Source organism: Rhizobium sp. SJZ105, assembly GCF_007828365.1.
Classification (GTDB): domain Bacteria; phylum Pseudomonadota; class Alphaproteobacteria; order Rhizobiales; family Rhizobiaceae; genus Agrobacterium; species Agrobacterium tumefaciens.
Genome location: NZ_VIUP01000001.1, coordinates 1,136,307 through 1,158,143 on the forward strand (window position 1 = coordinate 1,136,307; position 21,837 = coordinate 1,158,143).

A 21,837-nucleotide genomic window follows, 5' to 3' on the forward strand; every position below is an offset into this window, starting at 1 on the left:
GATGATCCTCGGCAATCTTGAACAGGATTGCAGCCTATGCCATAGGCAGGATCAATCGAAAGTATCAGGGAGCATACAATGGCTCAGGCATCCGGCCTTATGGCTGGCAAACGCGGCATCATCTTGGGTGTCGCCAATAATCGTTCAATCGCTTGGGGCATTGCCAAGGCTTGCGCGGACGCGGGCGCGGAAATCGCGCTCACCTGGCAGGGCGACGCGCTGAAGAAGCGTGTTGAACCGCTGGCGCAAGAACTGGGCGCCTTCATGGCCGGCCACTGTGACGTGACCGACCTCGAGACGATCGATGCGGTTTTTGCCGGGCTGGAAAAGCATTGGGGCAAGATCGATTTCGTCGTGCACGCCATCGCCTTTTCGGACAAGGACGAGCTGACCGGCCGTTATCTCGACACCAGCCGCGATAACTTCAACCGCACCATGGACATTTCCGTCTTCTCGCTGGCCGCCGTTGCCAAGCGGGCAGAGCCGATCATGAATGATGGCGGTTCGATCATCACGCTCACCTATTACGGTGCCGAGAAGGTCATGCCGAACTACAACGTCATGGGCGTGGCCAAGGCTGCACTCGAGGCCAGCGTGCGTTATCTCGCGGTAGACCTCGGCAGTCGCGGCATCCGCGTCAACGCGGTTTCCGCTGGCCCGATCAAGACGCTTGCGGCTTCCGGTATCGGCGATTTCCGTTACATTCTGAAATGGAACGAATACAACGCGCCGCTGAAGCGCACCGTTTCCATCGAAGAAGTCGGCAAGTCGGCGCTTTACCTGCTGTCCGACCTTTCGACGGCTGTCACCGGCGAAATCCACCACGTGGATTCCGGTTATCACACCATCGGCATGAAGGCCGTTGACGCGCCGGATATCTCGGTGGTCAAGGACTGAGCCGACCGAACTTTGAAACAGGGGTATCGCCTTGCTCGTCTATGTGATCCGGCACGGACAAACGGACTGGAATGCGATACGCCGGCTTCAGGGCCAGAAAGACATTCCGCTCAATGATTTCGGCCGCGCGCAAGCGGTCGGCAACGGCAAGGTTCTGGCGCAAATTCTCGGCGACTCCGCGCGTGATTTCGATTACGTGGCAAGCCCACTCGGGCGCACGCGCGAGACCATGGAGCTGATGCGCGGAGCGATGGGGCTCGATCCCCACGCATACCGCACCGATGACCGCCTCGTCGAAGTTTCCTTCGGCGACTGGGAAGGCCAGACCCTGCCGGAACTGAAAAAAGAATTTCCTGACCGGGTGAAAGCGCGCAAGGCCAACAAGTGGGACTTCATTCCCCCAGGTCAGCATGCCGAAAGCTATGAAATCCTGTCCTGGCGTATTGGCGCATGGCTTTCCTCAGTCGAGGTGCCGACGGTATGTGTCTGCCACGGCGGCGTAATCCGCTCGATCTTCCGCCTGGTTTCCGGCATGGACAAGGATGAAGCCTCTACGACGCAGATCCCGCAGGACCGGATTTTGAAGGTCGAGATCGACAGGAACAGTGCTGAGTGGATTTCGTGAGGGTATCGATCCTCCTCCGTCATTCCGGCCTCGAGCCGGAACCCGGCCAACCCAAATCTTTAGGCTAAAAAAACCAATCCCGCCACGCAGACGCTCGTCGGCTGGATGTCGGATCAAGTCCGGCATAATGGAAATTCTGGAGCTTCCCGACCGGGATTAGAGAGGTCCGCCTCGACAACAGGAGAGCCGAAACCGCAGTTTACTGCACGACCTCGAGATCATCGACCACGCGTTTTCCGTCCACTTCCGTGTAGAAAACAACGACCTTCACACCTGCCTTCAGGCCTTCGAAATTGAACTCTTCCGGCACACGGTAATTCTTGCCGTCGTTCAAGGTAATGGTCAGCGCATTCACGTCTATCTTGCTGATCGTTCCCTCGACATCGACGCTCTGGGCGTAGCTGTTGATAGGCATAAGCAAGTTGGCGGTGGCCAGAAGGGCGGCAATCATCATACGCATCGATCTAGCTTTCGTGAATTTGCGTGAAAACCTTACATGCATGAAGAATTGCCTTTCGAATGTGGCGGAAATTGCCCGCAACCATGACATTTTCGGCCCAATTGATGAACGGATTTTGGATCGCGTTCAAGTCGTTAGTGATTTTTACACCGCATTTCCCGGCAATATTGGAAAACCGCGAAACAGCGTGGAAAACACCAGCACCTTTACACTTTTGTCATCTGGAAAACCCTGCACCGTTTCCGCCGAATCATTCATCCGGCCAGTCGTCAGCCATCGTCACGCCTGTCGTTTTCCGGGCTGCTCGGCGTCGTGAACGCTGCGTCACCTTCTTATCGGACTTGCGATGAAAGAAAGGCTTTTGCCTTGGTCCGATTTTCTACTATGACAAATCCGCTTGTTTTAAACGGCCCCTGTCCGCAGGCGCGCCCTCGTTTTCCGGTCTAGAGAAATATGTCGCATAACAGCTTCGGTCATCTTTTTCGCGTTACCACCTGGGGCGAAAGCCATGGGCCCGCTTTGGGCTGCGTGGTGGACGGCTGCACGCCCGGTATCCGCTTCACGCTTGCCGAGGTGCAGCACTGGATGGACAAGCGCAAGCCCGGCCAAAGCCGCTTCGTCACCCAGCGCCGTGAAGATGACATCGTCAAAGTCCTGTCCGGCGTGATGCTGGATGAGGACGGCGAGACGATGATAACCACCGGCACGCCGATCTCCATGCTGATCGAAAATACCGACCAGCGTTCCAAGGATTACGGCGAGATTGCCCGCAGCTTCCGCCCCGGCCATGCCGACTTCACCTATGACCTGAAATACGGCATTCGCGATTATCGCGGCGGCGGACGCTCTTCCGCCCGCGAGACGGCGGCGCGTGTTGCCGCAGGCGCAATCGCCCGCAAGGTGGTACCGAGCCTCAACGTGCGCGGTGCGCTGGTGCAGATCGGCAAACACAAGATCAACCGTGACAATTGGGATTGGGACCAGGTCGATCAGAACCCATTCTTCTGCCCCGATCCGGCCATGGTGCCGGTGTGGGAAGAATATCTTGACGGCATCCGCAAGGCGGGATCGTCGATCGGCGCGGTCGTCGAAGTCGTGGCGGAAGGTGTTCCGGCCGGCATCGGCGCGCCGATCTACGCCAAGCTCGATCAGGATATTGCCTCCAGCCTGATGTCGATCAACGCCGTCAAGGGCGTGGAGATTGGCGAGGGATTTGCCTCGGCCGAGCTTTCCGGCGAGGAGAATGCCGACGAGATGCGCATGGGCAATGACGGCAAACCGATTTTCCTGTCGAACCATGCCGGCGGCATTCTGGGCGGCATCGCGACTGGCGAGCCCGTCATCGCCCGCTTCGCCATCAAGCCCACCTCCTCCATTCTGACGGAGCGCCAGTCCATCGACACCGACGGTCGCAATGTGGATGTGCGCACCAAGGGCCGCCACGACCCCTGCGTCGGCATCCGCGCCGTGCCGATCGGCGAGGCGATGGTGGCCTGCACCGTTGCCGACCATTATTTGAGAGATCGTGGCCAGACCGGCCGGTTGAAGTGAGGTAATCCGAAATGGCCTATGATCAGAAACGTGTCGTCGACGCTATCCGCGCTTTCGAAGCTGGCGAGATCGTTGTCGTGACCGACGACGACGACCGTGAAAACGAAGGCGATCTGATTATTTCGGCGGTTCATTGCACGCCGGAAAAAATGGCGCTGATCGTGCGCCACACATCCGGCATCGTTTGCGCGCCCATGCCGCGTGACGAGGCAAAGAGGCTGAACCTCAACGCCATGGTGGCGGAGAACGACAGCGCCCACACCACCGCCTTCACCGTCAGCGTCGATTTCAAGCATGGCACGACGACCGGTATTTCGGCGGATGACCGCACCTTGACGGTGCGCAATCTCGCCAACCCGAATGTCGGCGCGTCGGATTTCACACGGCCAGGCCACATTTTCCCGCTGATTTCCCGCGAAGGCGGCGTGCTGATGCGTTCCGGCCATACCGAAGCGGCCGTCGATCTCTGCCGGCTCGCTGGCCTGCCGCCCATCGGCGTCATCAGCGAGCTGGTCAATGACGATGGCACCGTGATGCGCGGTCCGCAGGTTCTGGATTTCGCCGAAAAACACGGCATGAAGCATGTTTCGGTCGCCGATCTGATCGCCTATCGCCAGCGCAAGGAAACGCTGGTGGAGATGGAATCCTCCTTCACCATCCAAACCCCGTTCGGACCGGCCAAGGCGCATACCTACTCCCTGCCATGGGACCGGATGCAGCATATGGCGGTGATTTTCGGCGATATCCGCGATGGCGTCGATATTCCCGTCCGCCTGCACCCTGAAAACGTTGCTGACGACGTGTTCGGCGACCGCCAGCCGGTGCAGCACTATATGCAGAAGATCGCCGAAGAAGGCCGCGGCGTCATCGTCTATCTACGCGAAGGTTCTGTCGGCGTCGGCCAGGTGGACGGACGGCGCAAGGCGCGTGATCCCGACGAAGCGCACGCACAGGCCCGCTCCCGCGAAAATGAGTGGCTGGAAATCGGCCTCGGCGCGCAGATTCTCAAAGATCTCGGCATCAGCTCGATCAAGCTGATGACGACCCGCGAGCGCCACTATGTCGGGCTGGAAGGCTTCGGGATCAAGATTTCGGCAACGGATATCGGGTGATTTAGGGACGTCGCGAGGGCGCTTCGATTTGGCGTCCTCTCCGCCCGTCCGGCGTCATCCTCGGTCTTGTGCCGAGGATCTGCAGACGCATCCTATACATTTTTCGTTGCAGATGCTCGGGACGGGCCCGAGCATGACGGAAGAGGCAGGCTCAAGGCGCAATTACACATCCCGCCACCCCTCCAGATAATTCACACTCTCCACTCCCGTAAACTTCGCAAGCCGCGACAATTCCGCGTCTAGTTTCTCGAGCCTTCCCGCTGAGGCGCGCACGCCCGGTTCCAGCCACAGGCGGCGCACATCCAGCGTGCTGCGCTTGCGGTCTGCCTTCATGTCGATACGGCCGATCAGCCGGTCGCCTTCCAGAAGCGGGAAGACGTAGTAGCCATATTGCCGTTTCGGCTCGGGTACGAAGACCTCGATACGGTAATAGAAGCCAAACAGCCGCTCCGTGCGGTTGCGGTCGCGCAACAGCGGATCGAAGGGGCTCAGCACACGGACGCGGGACGACGGCTCCGGCAGGTTGGCGACATCGGCGCTGAAATCCGCAAAAGCATAGGACGGACGGGCAGCACCGCCATCGCTTGCGAGAAGCGAGACCTCACACAGTTCGTCACGGTGGCTCTTGACCCAGTCCCTCGCCTCCTGCGGGGTAACGAGATCAAAAAAGGCGGCGATTTCGCCATGGGTGGCAAAACCCAGCCGGGTGAGCGCCTGCCGGCAGGCCCAGTCGACGAATTGCGTATGCTCCACTTCGCTTTCGTGGTGCTCGCCGGGAATGACCCGCTCCGCCAGATCATAGACCTTCTGGAAATTCACGCGGCCGGATATGGCAAGCTTGCCGGTGTGCCACAGATACTCGAGTGCGGTCTTGGAAGGATGCCAGTTCCACCAGCCGCCGGACTGATGCCCCTCCTCCTTCAACTCACGCGCCAGAACCGGACCCGTGGCGGCGATGCGCTCCAGCGTCTCGGCGAAAGCCGCATCAAACCCCTCACCATGCCATTTGCGCCAGCGCTCCTGAATGATCGGCTCGCGGCGGCGGAAGCGGTGCTTCCAATAGGGGTAAAATTCGGTCGGCACGATGGAGGCATCATGCGTCCAGTGCTCGAACAGCGCGCGGTCCTTTTCCAGCAGTGCTGTCAGATGTTCGCGCCTGTAGGTCTGGTTTCGGGAGAATATTATCTGGTGATGGGCGCGCTCCACCGTGCCGATACTGTCCACCTGCACGAAACCGATATCGGTAATGAGCTGCAGCAGGCCATCCTTGGAAAGCGCCTTTCCGGGCGGAGAGCAAAGCCCCTGCCGCGCCAGAAAAATCCGCTTTGCCGCTTCGTTTGAAACCTTGATCGTCATGAAGCAGAAGGTATGACGGCTTTTTCAGGATTGCAATGTTCTTTTTTTGTTCTTTGTTTCACTTCTGTTGATGACACGATATAGAACCGGAAAGCGATAGAGGGATGCATCAATCTTGGAAATCCGTTTCGACACCGCAGGCGTCGCCTTCGAGGGCAGGCAGGCTTTACAGCCCGTGTCCCTGACATTGACTGAACGGCGTATCGGCGTGATCGGCCTCAACGGCTCGGGCAAGACCACCTTTGCGCGGCTTATCAATGGTCTGACAAAGCCGACGCGCGGCAAGGTGTCGGTGAACGGTCTCGACACCGTCAAAGATGCGAGAGCGGTATTGCAGGCAGTCGGTTTCATCTTCCAGAATCCGCAGAACCAGATCATCCTGCCGATCATACGCGACGATGTCGCCTTCGGCCTCAAGCGACTCGGTATCGGCAAGACGGAGACAGAAACGCGGGTCAAGGCCGTGCTTGCCCGGCTCGGTATCGCTCATCTGGAAGAACGGCGCGCGCACGAGCTTTCCGGCGGCGAATTGCAGCTGGCGGCGCTGGCCGCCCTGCTCGTCACTGAACCGCAAATCCTCATTCTCGATGAACCGACCAATCAGCTCGACCTCAAAAACCGCGCGATCGTTGAGAAGACAATGGCTGCGTTGTCGCAGGCGCTTGTCGTCATCACCCACGATCTGCCGCTGCTTTCCGGCTTCGATCGCGTACTGGTTTTTCACGAAGGCGAGCTTGTTGCAGACGCCAACCCCGAAGAGGCGGTGGCACGTTATCTGGAGGTTGCGTCGCGATGAAGTCCCTTCATGTCGAAGGCACGGGCTGGCTCTACCGCGTCTCTCCACGCCTCAAGCTCGTGACGCTGATGGTTTTCAGCATTGCGCTATTTCTCACCCGCGATCTGCTTTTGCTGGGATGCGCCGTCGTCGTGGCCGCCGCCATTGTGCGCGAGACGCGGCTGCAATTCCGCGAGATCGGCCTGCGGCTACGCCCGGTGATGCTGACCATTCTCCTCGTTGCCGCCTTCAGCTATCTGCTGCTTCCGGTAAACGATGCGAGTGTCAATCTTTTGCGGCTGACTGCACTGGCGCTCCTCGCCACCGCCGTCACCATCACCGTCAGCATTTCGCAATTCATGGACGAAATCGCGCTTGCCGCCGCCCCGCTGGAAAGGCTGGGGCTGGTCAAGGCGGCCGATATCGGGCTCGCGGTCGGGCTCGTCGTGCGGTTCGTGCCTGAGATCGTCAATCGTTACCATGCCGTGCGCGATGCGCACCGGGCGCGCGGCCTCCCCGTTCGGCTGGCCACGATCATCGTGCCGCTCGTCATTATGACGTTGAAGGATGCGGATGCCATTGCCGACGCCATTGACGCGCGCGGTTTCAGAGGCCAAAGCTGACGGCAAAACAACCATCCGGAGTTCCCGAGCCATGACGACCCGCGACCTTGTGCTGATCTCGCTGTTTTCCGCCATCATCATCGCACTCGGACTTTTGCCGCCGATCACGCTTGGTTTCATTCCGGTGCCCATCACCGCGCAGTCACTTGGCGTCATGCTGGCCGGTGTCGTGCTGGGGGCGAAACGCGGCACGCTCGCGGTTCTTCTGACCATCCTCATCGCCGCCATCGGCCTGCCAGTCCTCTCAGGCGGACGCGGCGGCCTTTCCATCTTCACCACGCCGACCACGGGCTTCCTGATCGGCTGGATTGCTGCCGCTTTCGTCACCGGCACGCTCTCGGAAAAACTCGTCAATCGCGGCCAGTCGGCTCTGACGCAGGGTATCGGTTTCTTCATCGCCAGCCTCGCCGGCGGCGTGGTCGTGCTTTATGCCTTCGGCATCTCCTATCTGGCGCTGGTGGTCGGGCTCGGGTTTGAAAAGGCGTTCATGGGTTCGCTCGCCTTCATTCCCGGCGATGCGTTGAAGGCCGTGCTTGCCGCCCTTGCCGGCCGCGCTGTGATGGTCGGTTATCCGCTTTTGCCGCAGCGCACTTGATCAGCTTATTTCGGGAGGATTAGAGAATGGCGACCCGTCTTTACGAACATCCGATCTTCCTTGAACACATCACGCCGGAAGGCCATCCCGAGCGGCCGGATCGGCTGCGATCTCTGAACATTGCGCTCGAACATCCGAATTTCGAGCGGCTGGTCCGCAAGCAAGCGCCGCAGGCCAACGAGGATGCCGTGCTTCTGGCGCATCCGGAGGAGCATCTGCTGTCCGTCATGCGCCAGATTCCCGAGGAAGATGGCGAGATCAACCGCGTCGAGGCCGACACCTATGTCTCGCCGAAAAGCCTGCAAGCGGCGCTGACCGGTATTGGCGCTGCGATGGTGGCGGTAGATGACGTGTTTACGGGTGCCGCCGACAACGTCTTCGTTGCGTCCCGCCCGCCCGGCCACCATGCGGAAACCGCAAAGGCCATGGGGTTCTGTCTCTTCAACAATGCAGCAATCGCCGCCCGTCACGCCCAGAAGGTGCACGGCGCAGAGCGCGTCGCCATCATCGACTGGGACGTGCATCACGGCAACGGTACGCAGGATATCTTCTGGAACGACACGTCAGTGCTGTTCTGTTCCACCCACCAGATGCCGCTTTACCCGTGGAGCGGCGATAAAAACGAAACTGGCGTGAAGAACAATGTCGTCAACGCGCCACTTTCCCCCAATACCGGCAGCGAGTATTTTCGCGAGGCGTTCAAATCCCGCGTCCTGCCGGCGATTGCCGATTTTTCGCCCGATCTCATCATCATCTCCGCCGGTTTCGACGCGCATCACCGCGATCCGCTGGCGCAGATCAATCTGGTGGGCGAGGATTTCGACTGGGCGACGGGGCGGTTGCTGGAAATGGCGGACAAATACGCCTCGAACCGGGTCGTCAGCCTGCTTGAAGGCGGTTATGATCTGGAAGGGCTGGCGGAATCGGCGGCCATGCATATTTTGAGAATGATGAAGGGTTGAAAATGACGGAAAATGCCAACACAGCCGATGTCAGCGGTTATTCCTTCGAAAAGGCCGTCGCCGAGCTGGAAAGCATTGTTGCACGCCTGGAGCGCGGAGACGTGGCGCTGGACGAGTCGATCGCCATCTACGAGCGCGGCGAAGCCCTGAAAAAACATTGCGAGACGCTGTTGAACGCCGCCGAAAAGCGTATCGAGAAAATCCGTCTCGACCGCGCCGGAAAACCACAGGGCGTGGAGCCGCTGGACGGGGAATAAACACGTCCTGTTGAACGGGGGCGACACAGCGTTCAACATTACGGCGCTCCCACGTCGTATCGTTCGTGGTAAGCTTGCGTGTAACGATACGAGGAGCTTCGGATGTCCTTCTTTCCCGGCAACGATCCTGTCGCGGGTGATGCTTTCGCCTGCGACGCCATCGAAAACCTCATCATTCCGCGCACCAGCGATATTGGCGGCTTCGCCGTGCGGCGTGCGCTGCCGACGCGGCAGCGGCGGCTGGTCGGCCCATTCATCTTTTTCGACCGCATGGGTCCGGCCATCCTGAAGGCGGGCGAGGCGCTGGATGTCAAGCCGCATCCGCATATCGGGCTTTCCACCGTTACCTATCTGTTTGACGGCGAAATCAAGCATCGCGACAGCCTCGGCACCGAACTGGTCATCCGGCCCGGCGACATCAACCTGATGACGGCGGGGCGCGGAATCGTGCATTCGGAGCGCACGCCGGAAAACCTGCGCGGCCATCCGCTTTCCATGTCCGGCCTGCAGACCTGGCTTGCCCTCCCCGATCATATGGAGGAAATCGCTCCGGCTTTTTCCCATACCGCCCGGGAAGACATGCCTCTGATCGATATCAAGGGCGCATCCGGCCGGGTCGTTATCGGTGACTTCGAAGGCCTCACTTCCCCCGTTTCGGCTTTTACCGACACGCTTTACGTTGACCTGACGCTGGAACCGGGTGTGAAATTCCCGTTCTCCGCCGACCATGAGGAACGGGCGATCTACATTCTTTCCGGCTCTCTGGATGTCGCGGGTGACGTTTTTGCCGCCGACCAGTTGCTCGTCTTCCGGCCCGGCGACGACATTACATTGCAGAGCGGCAGCGGCGGCTGTCACATCATGATCTTCGGCGGTGCGGCACTCAACCAGCGCCGTTACATCTGGTGGAACTTCGTTTCGTCATCAAAAGAACGCATAGAGCAGGCCAAACAGGAGTGGAGAACCGGACGCTTCGATATCGTTCCCGGCGACGAAGAAGAGTTTGTCCCTTTGCCGGAGGGTTGAAATTCTATAGAAGTGAACGACATGCAGGGCTCAACTGCTGGCTTTCTATATGAAAGACGCACTGGTGCCCACCGCTGACACGAGAAAAGGCCGAACGATTGACCGGAATGCCACAGACCCCATTGCTTGACCGGGTGAATTTTCCATCCGATCTCAAGGAGATCGACGATCGCGACCTGCCGGAACTGGCAAGGGAGTTGCGCGACGAGATGATCGACGCGGTGTCGAGCACCGGCGGGCATCTGGGTGCCGGTCTGGGCGTGGTGGAGCTGACGATTGCCATCCACAAGGTGTTCAACACGCCTGAAGACCGGTTGATCTTCGATGTCGGCCACCAATGCTATCCGCACAAGATCCTGACCGGCCGTCGCGAGCGCATCCGCACGCTGCGCCAGGAAGGCGGGCTTTCCGGTTTCACGCGTCGGGCCGAGAGCGAATATGACGATTTCGGCGCCGGCCATTCCTCCACCTCCATTTCCGCCGGTCTCGGCATGGCGGTGGCTGCGGGGCTGGATCAGAGCGACCGCAAGGTTATCGCCGTCATCGGTGATGGCTCCATGTCTGCGGGCATGGCGTTTGAGGCGCTCAACAATGCCGGTGCGCTCGACGCGCGGCTGATCGTCATCCTCAACGACAACGACATGTCGATTGCGCCGCCGACGGGCGCGATGAGCGCTTATCTCGCGCGGCTGGCCTCCGGCCGCACCTATATGGGCTTTCGCGATTTCGGCAAGAAACTCACCGCCTATCTCGGCAAGACTATCGACCGCGCCATTACCCGCGCCGTGACCCATGCGCGCGGTTACGTAACCGGCGGCACGCTGTTCGAGGAGCTTGGCTTCTATCACATCGGCCCGATCGACGGTCATTCCTTCGATCACCTACTGCCTGTACTGCGCAATGTGCGCGACAACCAGAAAGGCCCTGTTCTCATCCATGTGGTGACGCAGAAGGGCAAGGGTTATGCACCGGCGGAAGCGGCAGCGGACAAATATCACGGCGTCAACAAGTTCGATGTCATTACAGGCGCGCAGGCGAAAGCCAAGCCGAATGCGCCGAGCTATACCAGCGTGTTTGCCGAAGCGCTTATCCAGGAAGCGACCCTCGACGACAAGATCATTGGCGTCACCGCCGCCATGCCTAATGGTACCGGGCTGGACAAGATGGCCGAGCTTTTCCCGGCCCGCACCTTCGATGTCGGCATTGCCGAGCAGCACGCCGTCACCTTCGCGGCGGGGCTTGCGGCTGACGGTTACAAGCCGTTCTGCGCGCTTTATTCCACCTTCCTGCAACGCGGTTACGACCAGCTGGTGCATGATGTGGCGATCCAGAGCTTGCCCGTGCGCTTCCCCATCGACCGCGCCGGTTTCGTCGGCGCAGACGGACCGACCCACGCCGGCTCTTTTGACACCACATTCCTTGCCACCCTGCCCGGCATGGTTGTTATGGCGGCGTCCGACGAGGCCGAGCTGAAACATATGGTTCGCACAGCCGCAGCCTATGATGAAGGCCCGATTTCCTTCCGTTATCCGCGCGGCGAAGGCGTGGGCGTTGAGATGCCCGCACGCGGTGAGATTTTGCAGATCGGCAAGGGCCGCATCATCAAGGAAGGCACCAAGGTCGCACTCCTTTCCTTCGGCACACGCCTTGCCGAATGCCTGGCGGCTGCCGAAGACCTCGATGCCGCCGGACTTTCGACCACGGTTGCCGATGCGCGCTTCGCCAAGCCGCTCGACCTCGACCTCATCCGCCAGCTTGCCGCTCATCATGAGGTTCTGGTGACAATCGAGGAAGGCTCTGTCGGCGGTTTCGGTGCACATGTGCTGCATTTCATGGCAAGCGCAGGCTTGCTCGACCACGGCCCGAAGGTTCGGACCCTGACGCTGCCCGACCATTGGGTGGAGCAGGCCAAGCCCGAGACCATGTATGCCAATGCCGGCCTCGACCGCGCCGGCATCGTTTCCACCGTGTTCAATGCGCTCGGCCAGCGTCAGGCCGGCGTCGGTTTCGCCGGCTGACAGCATTACCGGGACAGAAGGCGGGACGACCCGCCTCTGCCTCAGGATGCGGCGCCATCGAGAAAACCGACGACATTTTCAATCTGCCCCTCGGCATTTAGGCTGACGACATCGGTTCCGCCGGCAACATTTTCTCCGTCAGGCGAAATGAGACGCCATGAAAAACGGGTGAAGTTGCCGTGGCCATCCGGGGTGCCTGTGAGCACAAAGCGATATCCCGGAAATTTCTGCCGCGCCGCCTCGATCATCGCGGCAATCCCCTGCTGCCCCTCACCCTGCATCAAAGGATCTGTATAGCATGCCATTTCAGCCCAGCCTTGGCTGACGAGGCGCTGGCGGCGTTCATCGTTCTCCTCGTTCCAGACAGCGAGGTAGGTTTCGGCGATTTTGAGATGTTGCGTCATGATTGCGCTCCTTTTGGTTGACGGCCTGAGCATGCCGGGGGCTGTGACGCAGAACAATTACCTGCGAGGTAATCGCATTGCCGATATCTTCTGCTAGGCTGCGGGGCATGACACATCATCAAGAACATGTCGGCCAGGTGCTTAAGGAATGGCGGGCGCGCCGCAGATTGAGCCAGCTCGATCTGGCGTCCGATGCCGAGATATCGGCGCGCCATCTAAGTTTTGTGGAAAGCGGGCGATCTTCGCCCAGCCGTGAAATGCTGGCGAGGCTGGCAGAGCAGCTTTCCATGCCAGCCCGCGCCGCCAACCGGCTGATGCTGGCGGCAGGCTATGCGCCGATCCATTCCGAACGATCACTGGATGCGCCTGATATGACGGCCGTTCGTAAGGCCGTCGAAACCGTGGTGCAGGGCCACATGCCCTTCCCGGCACTTGCCGTCGACCGCCATTGGAATCTGGTTCTTGCCAATGATGCGATCAAATCGCTTCTCGCCGGCATATCCGAAGACCTGCTTCATCCGCCCCTCAATGTATTGCGGCTGAGCCTGCATCCTGATGGCTTGAGTTCACGCATCGTCAATCTTGCCGAATGGCGGCATCACCTGCTGGATCGCCTACGCCGCCAAGTCGAAGAGACCGGAGACGAGACGCTTTCCCGGCTGCACGCGGAACTTTCCGCCTATCCCGCGCCTGCAGCTCCACGGCATTCCGCCGGGGCCAATCCGTTGGCGATACCGCTCGAACTACGCGATCCGTTGTCCGGGGGCGTGCTGCGCTTCATTTCGACCACCACGGTTTTCGGAACCGCCACTGATGTGACGTTGTCCGAGCTGGTGCTGGAATGTTTCTACCCGGCCGACGCCGAGACCCGCGCCGCCCTAATGAACGGTACAAAGGAGTAACTATCCATGCACACCACCTATCTCATCGGCTTCAAGGTCCGTGCCGATCAGCGCGAACGTTTTCTAGGATTGCTGAATGATCTGCTCGACGCCATGCGACACGAGAACACCTTTGTGAACGCAACCCTGCATCGGGACGGCGAAAACGAAAACCACTTCCTGCTGCATGAGACCTGGAGCGACCATCAGGATGTCCTAGACGTTCAGGTTCATCGTCCCTATCGGCAGGCTTGGCACGATGCCTTGCCCGAGCTTCTAGATGCCCCGCGCGACATTTCCGTCTGGCACCCCGTGCGGGCCGATCACGCCGCGTGAGACTATCATCGTCCCACCAACGCATGGTGCATCAGTGTCGCTGCGAAATGGATATTAGATGAGCGAATGTCCCGCATTTTTCAGCAGAACGAAAGCTTTTTCCAGATCGTTCGATTTCACAAGCAGGTGGTCGCCATCGAAAGTCGAAACCACGAATATACCGATCTCATTGGTCGAGAGCGGCTCGATAACGGACAAGACGATGCCCGTTTCATCGAAGGCAAATGGCCCCTGTAGCTTTAGACAGGACCAACCCGTATCAAATCTGACATGCCCAGGTATACGATCTTCCCGGCAGACGATGGAAAGCTCATCATCGGTCCGGGTGATACTGACGAAGCCACCGCCATCGGCCCAGACCGGAATGGCTTCAGATGCCTCAAGTCGGGCCACCCCATATGCACCATCCAGAACTTTCAACTTGATCCTAGGTGCCATCTCGAAATCACCTTTGTTGGGAAACCGCGACAGAACGCGTGGTTGAGTGCTCGCGCCGTAAATCTAGCAACAAAAAGGGGGCTTCACAGCCCCCTGATTCACGCTTGATGATCGTGACCGTCAGGATCAGAACTCCGTCCAGTCCTGATCCTTTGCAGCCGGCGCTTCCGCTTTGCCGCCAAAGGCGCGGGCGAGGCTTTGGCCAAGGGCGCGGGCGGGTGAAGCGACCGGCCTTGCGGTTGTGGAGGCAGGCTTCACTGCGGCTTTTCTGACTGGTGCGGCGGGTGCGGGCTGGTAGACAGGCTTCACCGAGGACTGGCGAGGAGCAGAATATCCGCCGGCGCCGGCAACGGCACCGCGAACGCCGCCCACCTTGAACTGGCCGAGCAGGCTATTGAGCGCTTCCGCTTCACGGGCGAGCGAATGGCTGGCAGCGGTCTGCTGCTCAACCATTGCGGCATTCTGCTGCGTGCCCTGATCCATGGTGTTCACGGCCGTGTTGATTTCCTGCAGACCAGTCGCCTGTTCGCGGGCAGCGACGACGATGGCGCTGACATGGGCGTTGATCTCCTCGACTTCTGCCACGATGAGTTCGAGCGCCTTGCCGGTCTCGTCGACGAGGTTGACGCCGTTTTCCACCTGCTGGCTGGAAGCGCCGATCAGCGTCTTGATTTCCTTTGCGGCATTGGCGGAACGCTGGGCGAGTTCACGCACTTCCTGCGCGACGACGGCAAAGCCCTTGCCCGCATCACCCGCACGGGCGGCTTCGACGCCTGCGTTCAGCGCAAGCAGGTTGGTCTGGAAAGCGATATCGTCGATGACGCCGATGATGTTCCCGATTTCGCCCGATGATTTTTCGATCTCGCGCATGGCGGCAACCGCCTTGCGGACCACGATGCCGGATTTTTCCGCTCCGCTGCGGGCGCGCTGAACCAGATTGCCAGCGTCCTCAGCACCCCTTGCGCTATCACGCACCGTGGTGGTGACTTCTTCCAGTGCTGCGGCGGTTTCCTCGATGGAAGCGGCCTGCTGTTCGGTGCGGCGCGACAGGTCGTCGGCAGCAGAGAGCATTTCCGAAGCCCCGGCATTGATTGCAGCGGCATTCTCGCCAACTGCGCGCATGGCCTGCTGCAGCTTTTCGACAGCGCTGTTGAAGTCGATACGGATGGGGTCGATGTAGGAGGCGAACGGCGTTTCGATACGGTAGGCGAGATCGCCTTCCGCCAGAGCCGCAAGACCCTTGCCAAGCTCATCACGCGCAAGGGCGTTAGCGGCTTCGTCCTGGGCCTTCTCTTCCTCGTTGCGGCGGCGCTCGGTCTCGGTTGCGGAGCGCATGCGCTCGGTTTCGCCGGCAAGGCGGGATTTTTCCAGCCCGGCTTCCTTGAAGACGAGAACGGCCTTCGCCATTTTGCCGACTTCATCCTTGCGGTCGAGAGCCGGAACTTCCGTGGTCATATCGCCGTCGGCAAGCCTGCTCATAGCCGCCGTCATACCGACGATCGGCGTGACGATGGAGCGCGACAGGGCCCAGATGAGGGCCACGGCCAAAAGACCGGCAACCGCGCCGCCACCCAGAAGTGCGAGCTTGAGGTTGAGTGCGGCAGCATCCTGCTGTGCGGCGTAGCTTGCCGACAAGCCGTTCAGCTGGTCCTTGATCTTGGCGGCGGAGGCACGGAAACCGTCGAGCTGACCCTTGGCCTGATTGCGACCGATCTCGATGATTTCGGAAATCGGTGCTTCGGTCGTCTTGCGGGCGGCAAGCTGCGGTTCCGCCAGTTCCTTGAAGAACACGGTGGCGGATGCCTGCATGTCATCGATGGATTTCAGAATGTCCGGCTGGCCGGCGGCAAGCGCACGGGCTTCACCAAGCTTCTTCAGCATCAGATCGCGCTGGGCGAAAACATCGTTGTAGGTGCTGTCGCTGCGAAACAGCAGAAAGCCGCGCTGGTTGACGGCCTGTTCCAGCATTGCGGCCGTCGCACCGTCAACCGCATGCAGGATGTTGTTGGCCTTGTTGTTCTGGACCGTGACGTGCTCGCTCCCCAGCGTCTGCCAGAAGACCACCGCCGAGGCGAGCAGGCAAACGCCCATCAAGACGCAGAAGGTGACAATGAGCTTAATGTTGATGGGGAAATTTTTTAGCGACATCGCAAACTCTCTCGGCGACCTGATGCCACGGAGCAAGCGTCTGCGCTGCAACGGTCGCAATTTTGGAAATGGGAGGAGATGCCGTCATGGCAGGTTCCGACTGGCCGCACGGGCCTTGCAGACAAAGTGCAATACAAGCCTTTATATTGGATTAATCGCATATGCTGTTTAACGACCACGAAACGACCCTGCGCTGCGGCAAATGGTGCCGTTGCGAAGCCTTGCGCGCGATAAATCGCTTGCATCTGCGGGGTTTGGCGGTCATTGACACGGGACCATGTCCAAAACACCTGAAAATGAACGGCTTGACCAGCTTCTTGTTTCGCTCGGCCACTTTGCCAGCCGCTCGCGTGCGCGCGATGCGATTGCGCGCGGCACCGTGAGCGTCAACGGGAAAACGGCCACAAAGCCCAGCCAAACCGTTGCCGGAAACGTCAAGATCGCCATTACCGATCCGGCGCAGGCCTATGTTTCCCGCGCCGCCCTCAAGCTTACCGCCGCGCTCGATCACTTCGGGCTCGATCCGAAGGGCCATGAATGCCTCGACGTCGGCGCCTCCACCGGCGGCTTCACCGAGGTATTGCTTCATCGCGGCGCAAAACACGTCACCTCCATCGATGTCGGCCACGGGCAGATGCATCCACGGATCGAGAACGATCCGCGCGTGACCAATCTGGAAGGGCTGAATGCGCGCTTCCTGACAACCGACGACATTGATGACCGGTCCGTGGACTTCATCGTCTCCGACGTGTCCTTCATCTCCATAAAGCTCGCCCTTGCCCCGGCACTCGCACTTGCCGCCTCCGGCGCGCAAGCGGTTCTGCTGGTCAAGCCGCAATTCGAGGCAGGCCGTGATGCCATCAGCAAGGCCGGGCTGTTGAAAGAGCCGGAAACGGCGCCTGCCGTTGCTGCCGAACTGGAACGCTGGCTCGTTGAAGACATGGGCTGGAAGAGCCTCGGTCTCATCCCCTCGCCGATTTCCGGCGGCGATGGCAATATCGAATTTCTTCTCGGAGGCGAAAAGCCATGAGCACGCAGACCGTCAGTATCAAGAGCCTTGGCGCCCAGGGCGACGGCATTGCGCACTGTCCCGACGGCCCGGTCTATGTGCCCTTCGCCCTGCCCGGCGAAACGGTGGCGATCGCCAAGGTCAAGGATACCGGCACCATCATCTCGATTGCGGAAGCCTCCACGGATCGCCGCGAACCCGTGTGCCGCCACTTCGGCCCCGAGGGCGTTAACGGCACCTGCGGCGGCTGTTCGCTGCAGCATTTTGCCGACCAGCCCTACCACGCCTTCAAGCGGGAGCTGGTGGTTTCGGCGCTGAGATCGAAAGGCCTGACGCCGCCAGTAGACGATCTCGTCATCTGTCGCCCCGGCGAGCGCCGCCGCGCGGTGTTTGCCGCCCGCAAGACGGAAAAGGGCCTGCTGCTCGGCTTCAACCAGGCAAACAGCCATCACATCGTCGCCATCGAGGAATGTCCCGTCACCTCGCCCGGTATCGTCGCGCGGCTGGACGCCGTGCGCGCAATCGGCCTTTCCCTTGCGTCGAATGCAGAACCGTTCCGCATGACCGTTCTTGAAACGCTTTCGGGCCTCGACATTTCCGTCGACGGCATCAAATCCGTCGGCGACAAACAGCGGCGCACATTGACGGAAACGGTGCTGGCTATGCGTGGCATCGCCCGTGTCGCGCTATCAGGCGAAATCCTGATCGAACCGCAAAAGCCGATCATCGAATTCGGCGGCATTCCGGTTTCCCCACCGGCCGGCGGTTTCACGCAGGCAACCAAACAGGCCGAAGACGCCATGGCGGAACTGGTGCTTGCCCATGTTGGCAAATCCAAACGCATCGCCGATCTCTTCTGCGGTTCCGGCACGTTTGCGCTGCGGCTTGCGCGCGTCGGCCGCGTGCATGCGGTTGAGGCAGAGGACAAGCCGCTGAAAGCGCTCGATTTCGCCGCGCGCAACACGCAGGGCCTGAAACCCGTCAGCATCGAAAAGCGTGATCTTTTCCGCCGGCCGTTGATGACGAGCGAAATGAAGAATTACGATGCCGTTGTGTTCGATCCGCCGCGCGCCGGTGCGGAAGTCCAATGCAAGGAACTTGCGCGCAGCGCGGTGAAGAAAATCGTCGCCGTCAGCTGCAATCCGCTGACGCTTGCGCGCGACCTCGCCATTCTGGTGGAGGGCGGCTATCGCGTCACGCGCGTCACGCCGGTCGACCAGTTCTTGTGGTCGCCGCATGTGGAAGCGGTGGCGACGCTGGAGAAATAATCACCAGGCGGTGTCAACAGTGCCGTTGCCGACCACGCCCGAGCAACGGCAGGCGCCGCCAACGCGGCCCTGCTCGATGGGGCAGACATAGGGCCGACGACGATTGGCGCTGTCCGGCGGGGTGATGACGCAAACGAAACGCGCGCGGCGCTGGCGATCGCGGGAATTGCCGGAGTAATAATTCGGGCTGTCCTCTTGCGTGGACTGCGCCAGAATGACGTTGTTACTCGAACCCGGCAAAGGCACGGTCGCCGCCGCCTCTGCGACAGTCGCAGCGGAGAGGAGGACGGTCAGGGCGAAAACAAAGTTACGCATGGCGGGTGGCCTTCGAAGGATGACGTTGCGTTATCTAACCCAAGCCATATTACCCGGTTCCTTAACCGCAAGGAATTCCTGCCGGAACGCTTAACGCCGCATGAATGCCTCGAAAGCGGCCCGCGCCTCGGCACTCTGCAATTGCGCGGTGAAATGGCGGGCTTCCTCATCGATGCGGGCCAGCACATCTGCCGGATTGCCGCGCACGAGATCGCGGGCAATCTTCAGCGCCTGCTGCGGCTTGGCGGCAAGCCGCGTGGCAAGCGCCAGCGTTTCGCTTTCGACATGTTCCGGCGCCACGACTTTCCAAATCATTCCGGCCTGCAAGGCCTGTTCGGCGGTAAAACCTTCGCCCATGGCCAGCAGGGCAAAGGCGCGCTGATGGCCGATGAGCTTTGGCGCAAGCAGGCTGGACGCAGCTTCCGGCACCAGCGCCAGATCCACAAACGGCGTCTTGAACAGGCTGCGGTTGGAGGCAACGGTCAGATCGCAATGCAGGTTCAGCGTCGTGCCGATGCCGATGGCCAACCCATCGACGCCCGAAACCAGCGGCTTTTCGAAGGTTGCCAGCGCCTTCAGAAGATCGAGCACCGCGAGCTTGCCCTTTGCGCCAGACATGGCGAAGGCAAGAAAATCGGCCATGTCATTGCCGGCGGAAAAGCAGCCTTCCGTACCCAGAAACGCGACGACACGGATATCCGGGTCTGCATTGGCGGCCTTCAGAGCCTCTGCCATGCGCAGATACATTGCATCGGTGATGGCATTTTTCTTTTCCGGCCGGTTGAAGCGGATGGTCAGAACGTCAGGTGCATGACTGACCCGCTCGACGAGAATATGATCGTCCGACATGGTTTTCTCCTTAACCCAGTACGGCGCGGGCGGCGGCAAGGCTTGCTGCACCGGCAATGACGCGATCCCTCAGCGCTGCTGTTTCCGCCAGCAGGTTTTCCGCCGCAAACCGGCAGAGCGATGCGCGATGCGCTCCCCTGCCGTCATCCACCTGGGCCAGGGCGCCCTTGGCAAGATAGGCTCCGGTGAGCGCCAGCCCGAAGAGGCGCTGATAGGGCGTGGCACCGGCGAGCGCGGTTTCGGTTTCCCCCGCTTTCAGGCGTTGCAGCAACCAGTCGGTCGCCGTTTCGAGATCGGTGAGACTCGTTTCGAGATAACGGGCAGTCTCGCCGAGATCACTGCGGTTCGAGGCAGCAGTTCGGGCGACGATTTCACGCAATTCTGCGATGAAACCGCGCACCTGTGCGCCATCGGAAAGCGGCAGCTTGCGCACCACCAGGTCGATCGCCTGAATGCCGTTGGTGCCTTCGTAGATCGGCGCGATGCGGGCATCGCGCAGGTAACGCGCCGCACCGGTTTCCTCGATGAAACCCATGCCGCCATGCACCTGAATGCCCATGGAAGCGACATCGACACCGGCATCGGTGGAGAAGGACTTTGCGATTGGCGTTAAAAGAGCTGCGCGCTCCTGCCAGTGGGCGCGTTCAGCCACGTCCTCGGCGGCATGCGCCATATCGATGGCGTGGGCGCAGTTGAAGGAGATGGCGCGCGCACCTTGTGTCAGCGCTTTCATCGTCAACAGCGTACGGGCGATATCGGGATGCTCGATGATAGGGCTCATGCCCGAACCCTGCCAGCCGGGCGCCTTGCCCTGCGTGCGTTCCCTGGCGTATTCGATTGCCTTCTGTGTCGCCGCCTCGCAGATCGCCACGCCCTGCATGCCAACGGCAAGGCGGGCGTTGTTCATCATGGTGAACATGCAGGCGAGACCCTTGTTCTCCTCGCCGATCAGCCAGCCCAAGGCACCCTTCTCTTCGCCAAACTTTCCGTCCCCGAAGATCATCGTGCAGGTGGGCGAGCCGTGAATGCCGAGCTTGTGCTCCAGCGAATGGCAGAAGACGTCGTTGCGACTGCCCGGCGTGCCATCGTCTTCGGGCAGGAATTTCGGCACGAGGAACAGCGAAATTCCGCGCGTGCCGGCCGGCGCATCCGGCAGGCGGGCAAGAACGAGGTGGATGATATTGTCCGCAGCGTCATGTTCGCCCCAGGTGATGAAAATCTTCTGCCCGAAAATGCGGTAACTGCCGTCACCATTACGCTCGGCACGGGTTTTCAGCACGCCAAGGTCCGATCCCGCATGCGGTTCGGTGAGGTTCATCGTGCCGGTCCATTCGCCGGAGACGAGTTTGGGAAGATAGATGCGCTTCAGGTCGTTGCTACCGTGGGCAACGAGAGCTTCCACCGCGCCCATGGTGAGCGTCGGCGCAAGCGCGAAAGCCATGGAACCGGAATTCCACATTTCGAGTGCGGCGACATTCAGCATATGCGGCAGGTTCTGGCCGCCGAATTCTTCCGGTGCGGTGAGGCTGTTCCAGCCGGCCTCAGCCCAGCGCCGATAAAGATCGGCCCAGCCGTCCGGCGTTGAGACCTTGCCGTCGCTCAGCCGCGCGCCCTGTCGGTCGCCTATATCGGCAAGCGGGGCGACCTGCTCGGTGGCGAAACGGCCGGCCTCCTGTAATATGGCATCGACCACATCTTCACCGAGGTCTCCCAGAGCACCCCTGGACAACGCGTCTTGCAGACCCGCCACGTGTTTGAGTGTAAAGGCGATATCATCCACCGGCGCGGTATACATGCTGCCTCCTCCCGAAGCTCTTGCCTATCGTGCTGTTGCTTTCGGGCTAAATGATTTTTACGTAAACGTCAATTTGAAAATTCCCGCCTTTTAAGCGGGATTGTTATAAAACTGTCATATGAATTTGCTCAGCATGC

Annotated in this window: 24 protein-coding genes; 16 read left to right on the top strand and 8 right to left on the bottom strand. The window is 60.3% G+C overall.

Going from position 1 to position 21,837, the window contains the following annotated elements; translation table 11 throughout:
* The first annotated feature begins 78 nt into the window (after nucleotides 1-78).
* Both fabI and FB593_RS05755 read left to right on the top strand, forming a co-directional pair.
* Nucleotides 79-897 (top strand): enoyl-ACP reductase FabI, encoded by an 819-nt coding sequence (gene fabI, locus FB593_RS05750; protein ID WP_003511762.1) that lies wholly within the window; start codon nucleotides 79-81, stop codon nucleotides 895-897.
* Nucleotides 898-928: 31 nt separating this feature from the next.
* Nucleotides 929-1,522 carry a histidine phosphatase family protein gene (locus tag FB593_RS05755; RefSeq protein WP_003511761.1) on the top strand — a complete coding sequence of 198 codons (594 nt, stop codon included), beginning with the start codon at nucleotides 929-931 and terminating at the stop codon, nucleotides 1,520-1,522.
* A gap of 199 nt (nucleotides 1,523-1,721) precedes the next feature.
* Here FB593_RS05755 and FB593_RS05760 read toward each other — a convergent pair whose 3' ends face one another.
* Nucleotides 1,722-1,982: a DUF1344 domain-containing protein gene (locus FB593_RS05760; protein WP_003511760.1), complete on the bottom strand. Its 261-nt coding sequence runs from the start codon at nucleotides 1,980-1,982 to the stop codon at nucleotides 1,722-1,724.
* Nucleotides 1,983-2,065: 83 nt separating this feature from the next.
* Here FB593_RS05760 and FB593_RS27470 point away from each other — a divergent pair, with 83 nt between their 5' ends.
* From FB593_RS27470 to ribB, 3 genes are all read left to right on the top strand, one after another.
* Nucleotides 2,066-2,332, top strand: coding sequence for a hypothetical protein (locus tag FB593_RS27470; protein WP_162715930.1), 267 nt, complete (start codon nucleotides 2,066-2,068; stop codon nucleotides 2,330-2,332).
* A 103-nt stretch (nucleotides 2,333-2,435) separates the two neighbouring features.
* Nucleotides 2,436-3,533: a chorismate synthase gene (gene aroC, locus FB593_RS05765; protein ID WP_145166382.1), complete on the top strand. Its 1,098-nt coding sequence runs from the start codon at nucleotides 2,436-2,438 to the stop codon at nucleotides 3,531-3,533.
* An 11-nt stretch (nucleotides 3,534-3,544) separates the two neighbouring features.
* Complete coding sequence (gene ribB, locus FB593_RS05770; RefSeq protein WP_003511757.1) at nucleotides 3,545-4,645, top strand: 3,4-dihydroxy-2-butanone-4-phosphate synthase; 1,101 nt, start codon at nucleotides 3,545-3,547, stop codon at nucleotides 4,643-4,645.
* A gap of 162 nt (nucleotides 4,646-4,807) precedes the next feature.
* On the opposite strand, the gene FB593_RS05775 is transcribed toward ribB, so the two are convergent.
* A complete protein-coding gene (locus FB593_RS05775) occupies nucleotides 4,808-6,001 on the bottom strand; it encodes a winged helix-turn-helix domain-containing protein (protein WP_038490068.1) in 1,194 nt (397 codons plus the stop codon).
* A 115-nt stretch (nucleotides 6,002-6,116) separates the two neighbouring features.
* Here FB593_RS05775 and FB593_RS05780 point away from each other — a divergent pair, with 115 nt between their 5' ends.
* The 7 genes from FB593_RS05780 (at nucleotide 6,117) to dxs (ending at nucleotide 12,257) form a co-directional block, all read left to right on the top strand.
* The gene (locus FB593_RS05780) at nucleotides 6,117-6,797 is read left to right on the top strand and encodes an energy-coupling factor ABC transporter ATP-binding protein (protein ID WP_013635602.1); all 681 of its coding nucleotides are present in this window, start codon (nucleotides 6,117-6,119) and stop codon (nucleotides 6,795-6,797) included.
* Complete coding sequence (locus tag FB593_RS05785; RefSeq protein WP_065688063.1) at nucleotides 6,794-7,399, top strand: energy-coupling factor transporter transmembrane component T family protein; 606 nt, start codon at nucleotides 6,794-6,796, stop codon at nucleotides 7,397-7,399. The genes FB593_RS05780 and FB593_RS05785 overlap by 4 nt, the downstream gene beginning before the upstream one ends.
* Nucleotides 7,400-7,430: 31 nt before the next feature.
* Nucleotides 7,431-7,994, top strand: a complete 564-nt coding sequence (locus FB593_RS05790; protein WP_065661301.1) for a biotin transporter BioY — start codon at nucleotides 7,431-7,433, stop codon at nucleotides 7,992-7,994.
* Nucleotides 7,995-8,020: 26 nt separating this feature from the next.
* Entirely contained in the window at nucleotides 8,021-8,956 is a 936-nt protein-coding gene (locus FB593_RS05795) for a histone deacetylase family protein (RefSeq protein WP_003511750.1), read from the top strand.
* A 2-nt stretch (nucleotides 8,957-8,958) separates the two neighbouring features.
* Complete coding sequence (locus tag FB593_RS05800; RefSeq protein ID WP_003503059.1) at nucleotides 8,959-9,213, top strand: exodeoxyribonuclease VII small subunit; 255 nt, start codon at nucleotides 8,959-8,961, stop codon at nucleotides 9,211-9,213.
* 102 nt (nucleotides 9,214-9,315) lie between these two features.
* Nucleotides 9,316-10,239 (top strand): pirin family protein, encoded by a 924-nt coding sequence (locus tag FB593_RS05805; RefSeq protein WP_003511747.1) that lies wholly within the window; start codon nucleotides 9,316-9,318, stop codon nucleotides 10,237-10,239.
* Between the two features lie 98 nt (nucleotides 10,240-10,337).
* A complete protein-coding gene (gene dxs / locus FB593_RS05810; protein ID WP_003511745.1) occupies nucleotides 10,338-12,257 on the top strand; it encodes a 1-deoxy-D-xylulose-5-phosphate synthase in 1,920 nt (639 codons plus the stop codon).
* A gap of 41 nt (nucleotides 12,258-12,298) precedes the next feature.
* On the opposite strand, the gene FB593_RS05815 is transcribed toward dxs, so the two are convergent.
* Nucleotides 12,299-12,661 (bottom strand): nuclear transport factor 2 family protein, encoded by a 363-nt coding sequence (locus tag FB593_RS05815; RefSeq protein WP_111796210.1) that lies wholly within the window; start codon nucleotides 12,659-12,661, stop codon nucleotides 12,299-12,301.
* A 107-nt stretch (nucleotides 12,662-12,768) separates the two neighbouring features.
* On the opposite strand from FB593_RS05815, the gene FB593_RS05820 reads away from it, so the two are divergent.
* Together FB593_RS05820 and FB593_RS05825 are read left to right on the top strand one after the other, a co-directional pair.
* Nucleotides 12,769-13,563 carry a helix-turn-helix domain-containing protein gene (locus FB593_RS05820; protein WP_111796211.1) on the top strand — a complete coding sequence of 265 codons (795 nt, stop codon included), beginning with the start codon at nucleotides 12,769-12,771 and terminating at the stop codon, nucleotides 13,561-13,563.
* 6 nt (nucleotides 13,564-13,569) lie between these two features.
* Entirely contained in the window at nucleotides 13,570-13,878 is a 309-nt protein-coding gene (locus tag FB593_RS05825; protein WP_065688061.1) for a putative quinol monooxygenase, read from the top strand.
* Between the two features lie 54 nt (nucleotides 13,879-13,932).
* On the opposite strand, the gene FB593_RS05830 is transcribed toward FB593_RS05825, so the two are convergent.
* The gene (locus FB593_RS05830) at nucleotides 13,933-14,316 is read right to left on the bottom strand and encodes an ACT domain-containing protein (protein WP_065688060.1); all 384 of its coding nucleotides are present in this window, start codon (nucleotides 14,314-14,316) and stop codon (nucleotides 13,933-13,935) included.
* A 126-nt stretch (nucleotides 14,317-14,442) separates the two neighbouring features.
* Complete coding sequence (locus tag FB593_RS05835; protein WP_145166383.1) at nucleotides 14,443-16,464, bottom strand: methyl-accepting chemotaxis protein; 2,022 nt, start codon at nucleotides 16,462-16,464, stop codon at nucleotides 14,443-14,445.
* 277 nt (nucleotides 16,465-16,741) lie between these two features.
* Between FB593_RS05835 and FB593_RS05840 the strand changes: the two genes are divergently transcribed.
* Nucleotides 16,742-17,494: a TlyA family RNA methyltransferase gene (locus FB593_RS05840; protein ID WP_019564205.1), complete on the top strand. Its 753-nt coding sequence runs from the start codon at nucleotides 16,742-16,744 to the stop codon at nucleotides 17,492-17,494.
* Nucleotides 17,491-18,741: a class I SAM-dependent RNA methyltransferase gene (locus tag FB593_RS05845; RefSeq protein WP_025592642.1), complete on the top strand. Its 1,251-nt coding sequence runs from the start codon at nucleotides 17,491-17,493 to the stop codon at nucleotides 18,739-18,741. Before FB593_RS05840 ends, FB593_RS05845 begins: the two co-directional genes overlap by 4 nt.
* Here the strand turns inward: FB593_RS05845 and FB593_RS05850 are convergent, their stop codons facing one another.
* The 3 genes from FB593_RS05850 to FB593_RS05860 all read right to left on the bottom strand — a co-directional run bounded on the left by FB593_RS05850 (nucleotide 18,742) and on the right by FB593_RS05860 (nucleotide 21,700).
* Nucleotides 18,742-19,056 carry a hypothetical protein gene (locus FB593_RS05850; RefSeq protein WP_111798837.1) on the bottom strand — a complete coding sequence of 105 codons (315 nt, stop codon included), beginning with the start codon at nucleotides 19,054-19,056 and terminating at the stop codon, nucleotides 18,742-18,744.
* Nucleotides 19,057-19,146: 90 nt separating this feature from the next.
* Nucleotides 19,147-19,905, bottom strand: coding sequence for a crotonase/enoyl-CoA hydratase family protein (locus FB593_RS05855; protein ID WP_003511725.1), 759 nt, complete (start codon nucleotides 19,903-19,905; stop codon nucleotides 19,147-19,149).
* Nucleotides 19,906-19,915: 10 nt separating this feature from the next.
* Complete coding sequence (locus FB593_RS05860) at nucleotides 19,916-21,700, bottom strand: acyl-CoA dehydrogenase (RefSeq protein WP_111798836.1); 1,785 nt, start codon at nucleotides 21,698-21,700, stop codon at nucleotides 19,916-19,918.
* Nucleotides 21,701-21,837: the final 137 nt, after the last annotated feature.

What these genes read in the sequence shown, in the direction of transcription:
- fabI (WP_003511762.1), top strand. Translation starts at nt 79, where the DNA reads ATGGCTCAGGCATCCGGCCTTATGGCTGGCAAACGCGGCATCATCTTG.
- FB593_RS05760 (WP_003511760.1), bottom strand. Translation starts at nt 1,982, where the DNA reads ATGCGTATGATGATTGCCGCCCTTCTGGCCACCGCCAACTTGCTTATG.
- FB593_RS27470 (WP_162715930.1), top strand. Translation starts at nt 2,066, where the DNA reads ATGACATTTTCGGCCCAATTGATGAACGGATTTTGGATCGCGTTCAAG.
- aroC (WP_145166382.1), top strand. Translation starts at nt 2,436, where the DNA reads ATGTCGCATAACAGCTTCGGTCATCTTTTTCGCGTTACCACCTGGGGC.
- ribB (WP_003511757.1), top strand. Translation starts at nt 3,545, where the DNA reads ATGGCCTATGATCAGAAACGTGTCGTCGACGCTATCCGCGCTTTCGAA.
- FB593_RS05775 (WP_038490068.1), bottom strand. Translation starts at nt 6,001, where the DNA reads ATGACGATCAAGGTTTCAAACGAAGCGGCAAAGCGGATTTTTCTGGCG.
- FB593_RS05785 (WP_065688063.1), top strand. Translation starts at nt 6,794, where the DNA reads ATGAAGTCCCTTCATGTCGAAGGCACGGGCTGGCTCTACCGCGTCTCT.
- FB593_RS05790 (WP_065661301.1), top strand. Translation starts at nt 7,431, where the DNA reads ATGACGACCCGCGACCTTGTGCTGATCTCGCTGTTTTCCGCCATCATC.
- FB593_RS05795 (WP_003511750.1), top strand. Translation starts at nt 8,021, where the DNA reads ATGGCGACCCGTCTTTACGAACATCCGATCTTCCTTGAACACATCACG.
- FB593_RS05800 (WP_003503059.1), top strand. Translation starts at nt 8,959, where the DNA reads ATGACGGAAAATGCCAACACAGCCGATGTCAGCGGTTATTCCTTCGAA.
- FB593_RS05805 (WP_003511747.1), top strand. Translation starts at nt 9,316, where the DNA reads ATGTCCTTCTTTCCCGGCAACGATCCTGTCGCGGGTGATGCTTTCGCC.
- FB593_RS05815 (WP_111796210.1), bottom strand. Translation starts at nt 12,661, where the DNA reads ATGACGCAACATCTCAAAATCGCCGAAACCTACCTCGCTGTCTGGAAC.
- FB593_RS05820 (WP_111796211.1), top strand. Translation starts at nt 12,769, where the DNA reads ATGACACATCATCAAGAACATGTCGGCCAGGTGCTTAAGGAATGGCGG.
- FB593_RS05825 (WP_065688061.1), top strand. Translation starts at nt 13,570, where the DNA reads ATGCACACCACCTATCTCATCGGCTTCAAGGTCCGTGCCGATCAGCGC.
- FB593_RS05830 (WP_065688060.1), bottom strand. Translation starts at nt 14,316, where the DNA reads ATGGCACCTAGGATCAAGTTGAAAGTTCTGGATGGTGCATATGGGGTG.
- FB593_RS05835 (WP_145166383.1), bottom strand. Translation starts at nt 16,464, where the DNA reads ATGTCGCTAAAAAATTTCCCCATCAACATTAAGCTCATTGTCACCTTC.
- FB593_RS05840 (WP_019564205.1), top strand. Translation starts at nt 16,742, where the DNA reads ATGTCCAAAACACCTGAAAATGAACGGCTTGACCAGCTTCTTGTTTCG.
- FB593_RS05845 (WP_025592642.1), top strand. Translation starts at nt 17,491, where the DNA reads ATGAGCACGCAGACCGTCAGTATCAAGAGCCTTGGCGCCCAGGGCGAC.
- FB593_RS05850 (WP_111798837.1), bottom strand. Translation starts at nt 19,056, where the DNA reads ATGCGTAACTTTGTTTTCGCCCTGACCGTCCTCCTCTCCGCTGCGACT.
- FB593_RS05855 (WP_003511725.1), bottom strand. Translation starts at nt 19,905, where the DNA reads ATGTCGGACGATCATATTCTCGTCGAGCGGGTCAGTCATGCACCTGAC.
- FB593_RS05860 (WP_111798836.1), bottom strand. Translation starts at nt 21,700, where the DNA reads ATGTATACCGCGCCGGTGGATGATATCGCCTTTACACTCAAACACGTG.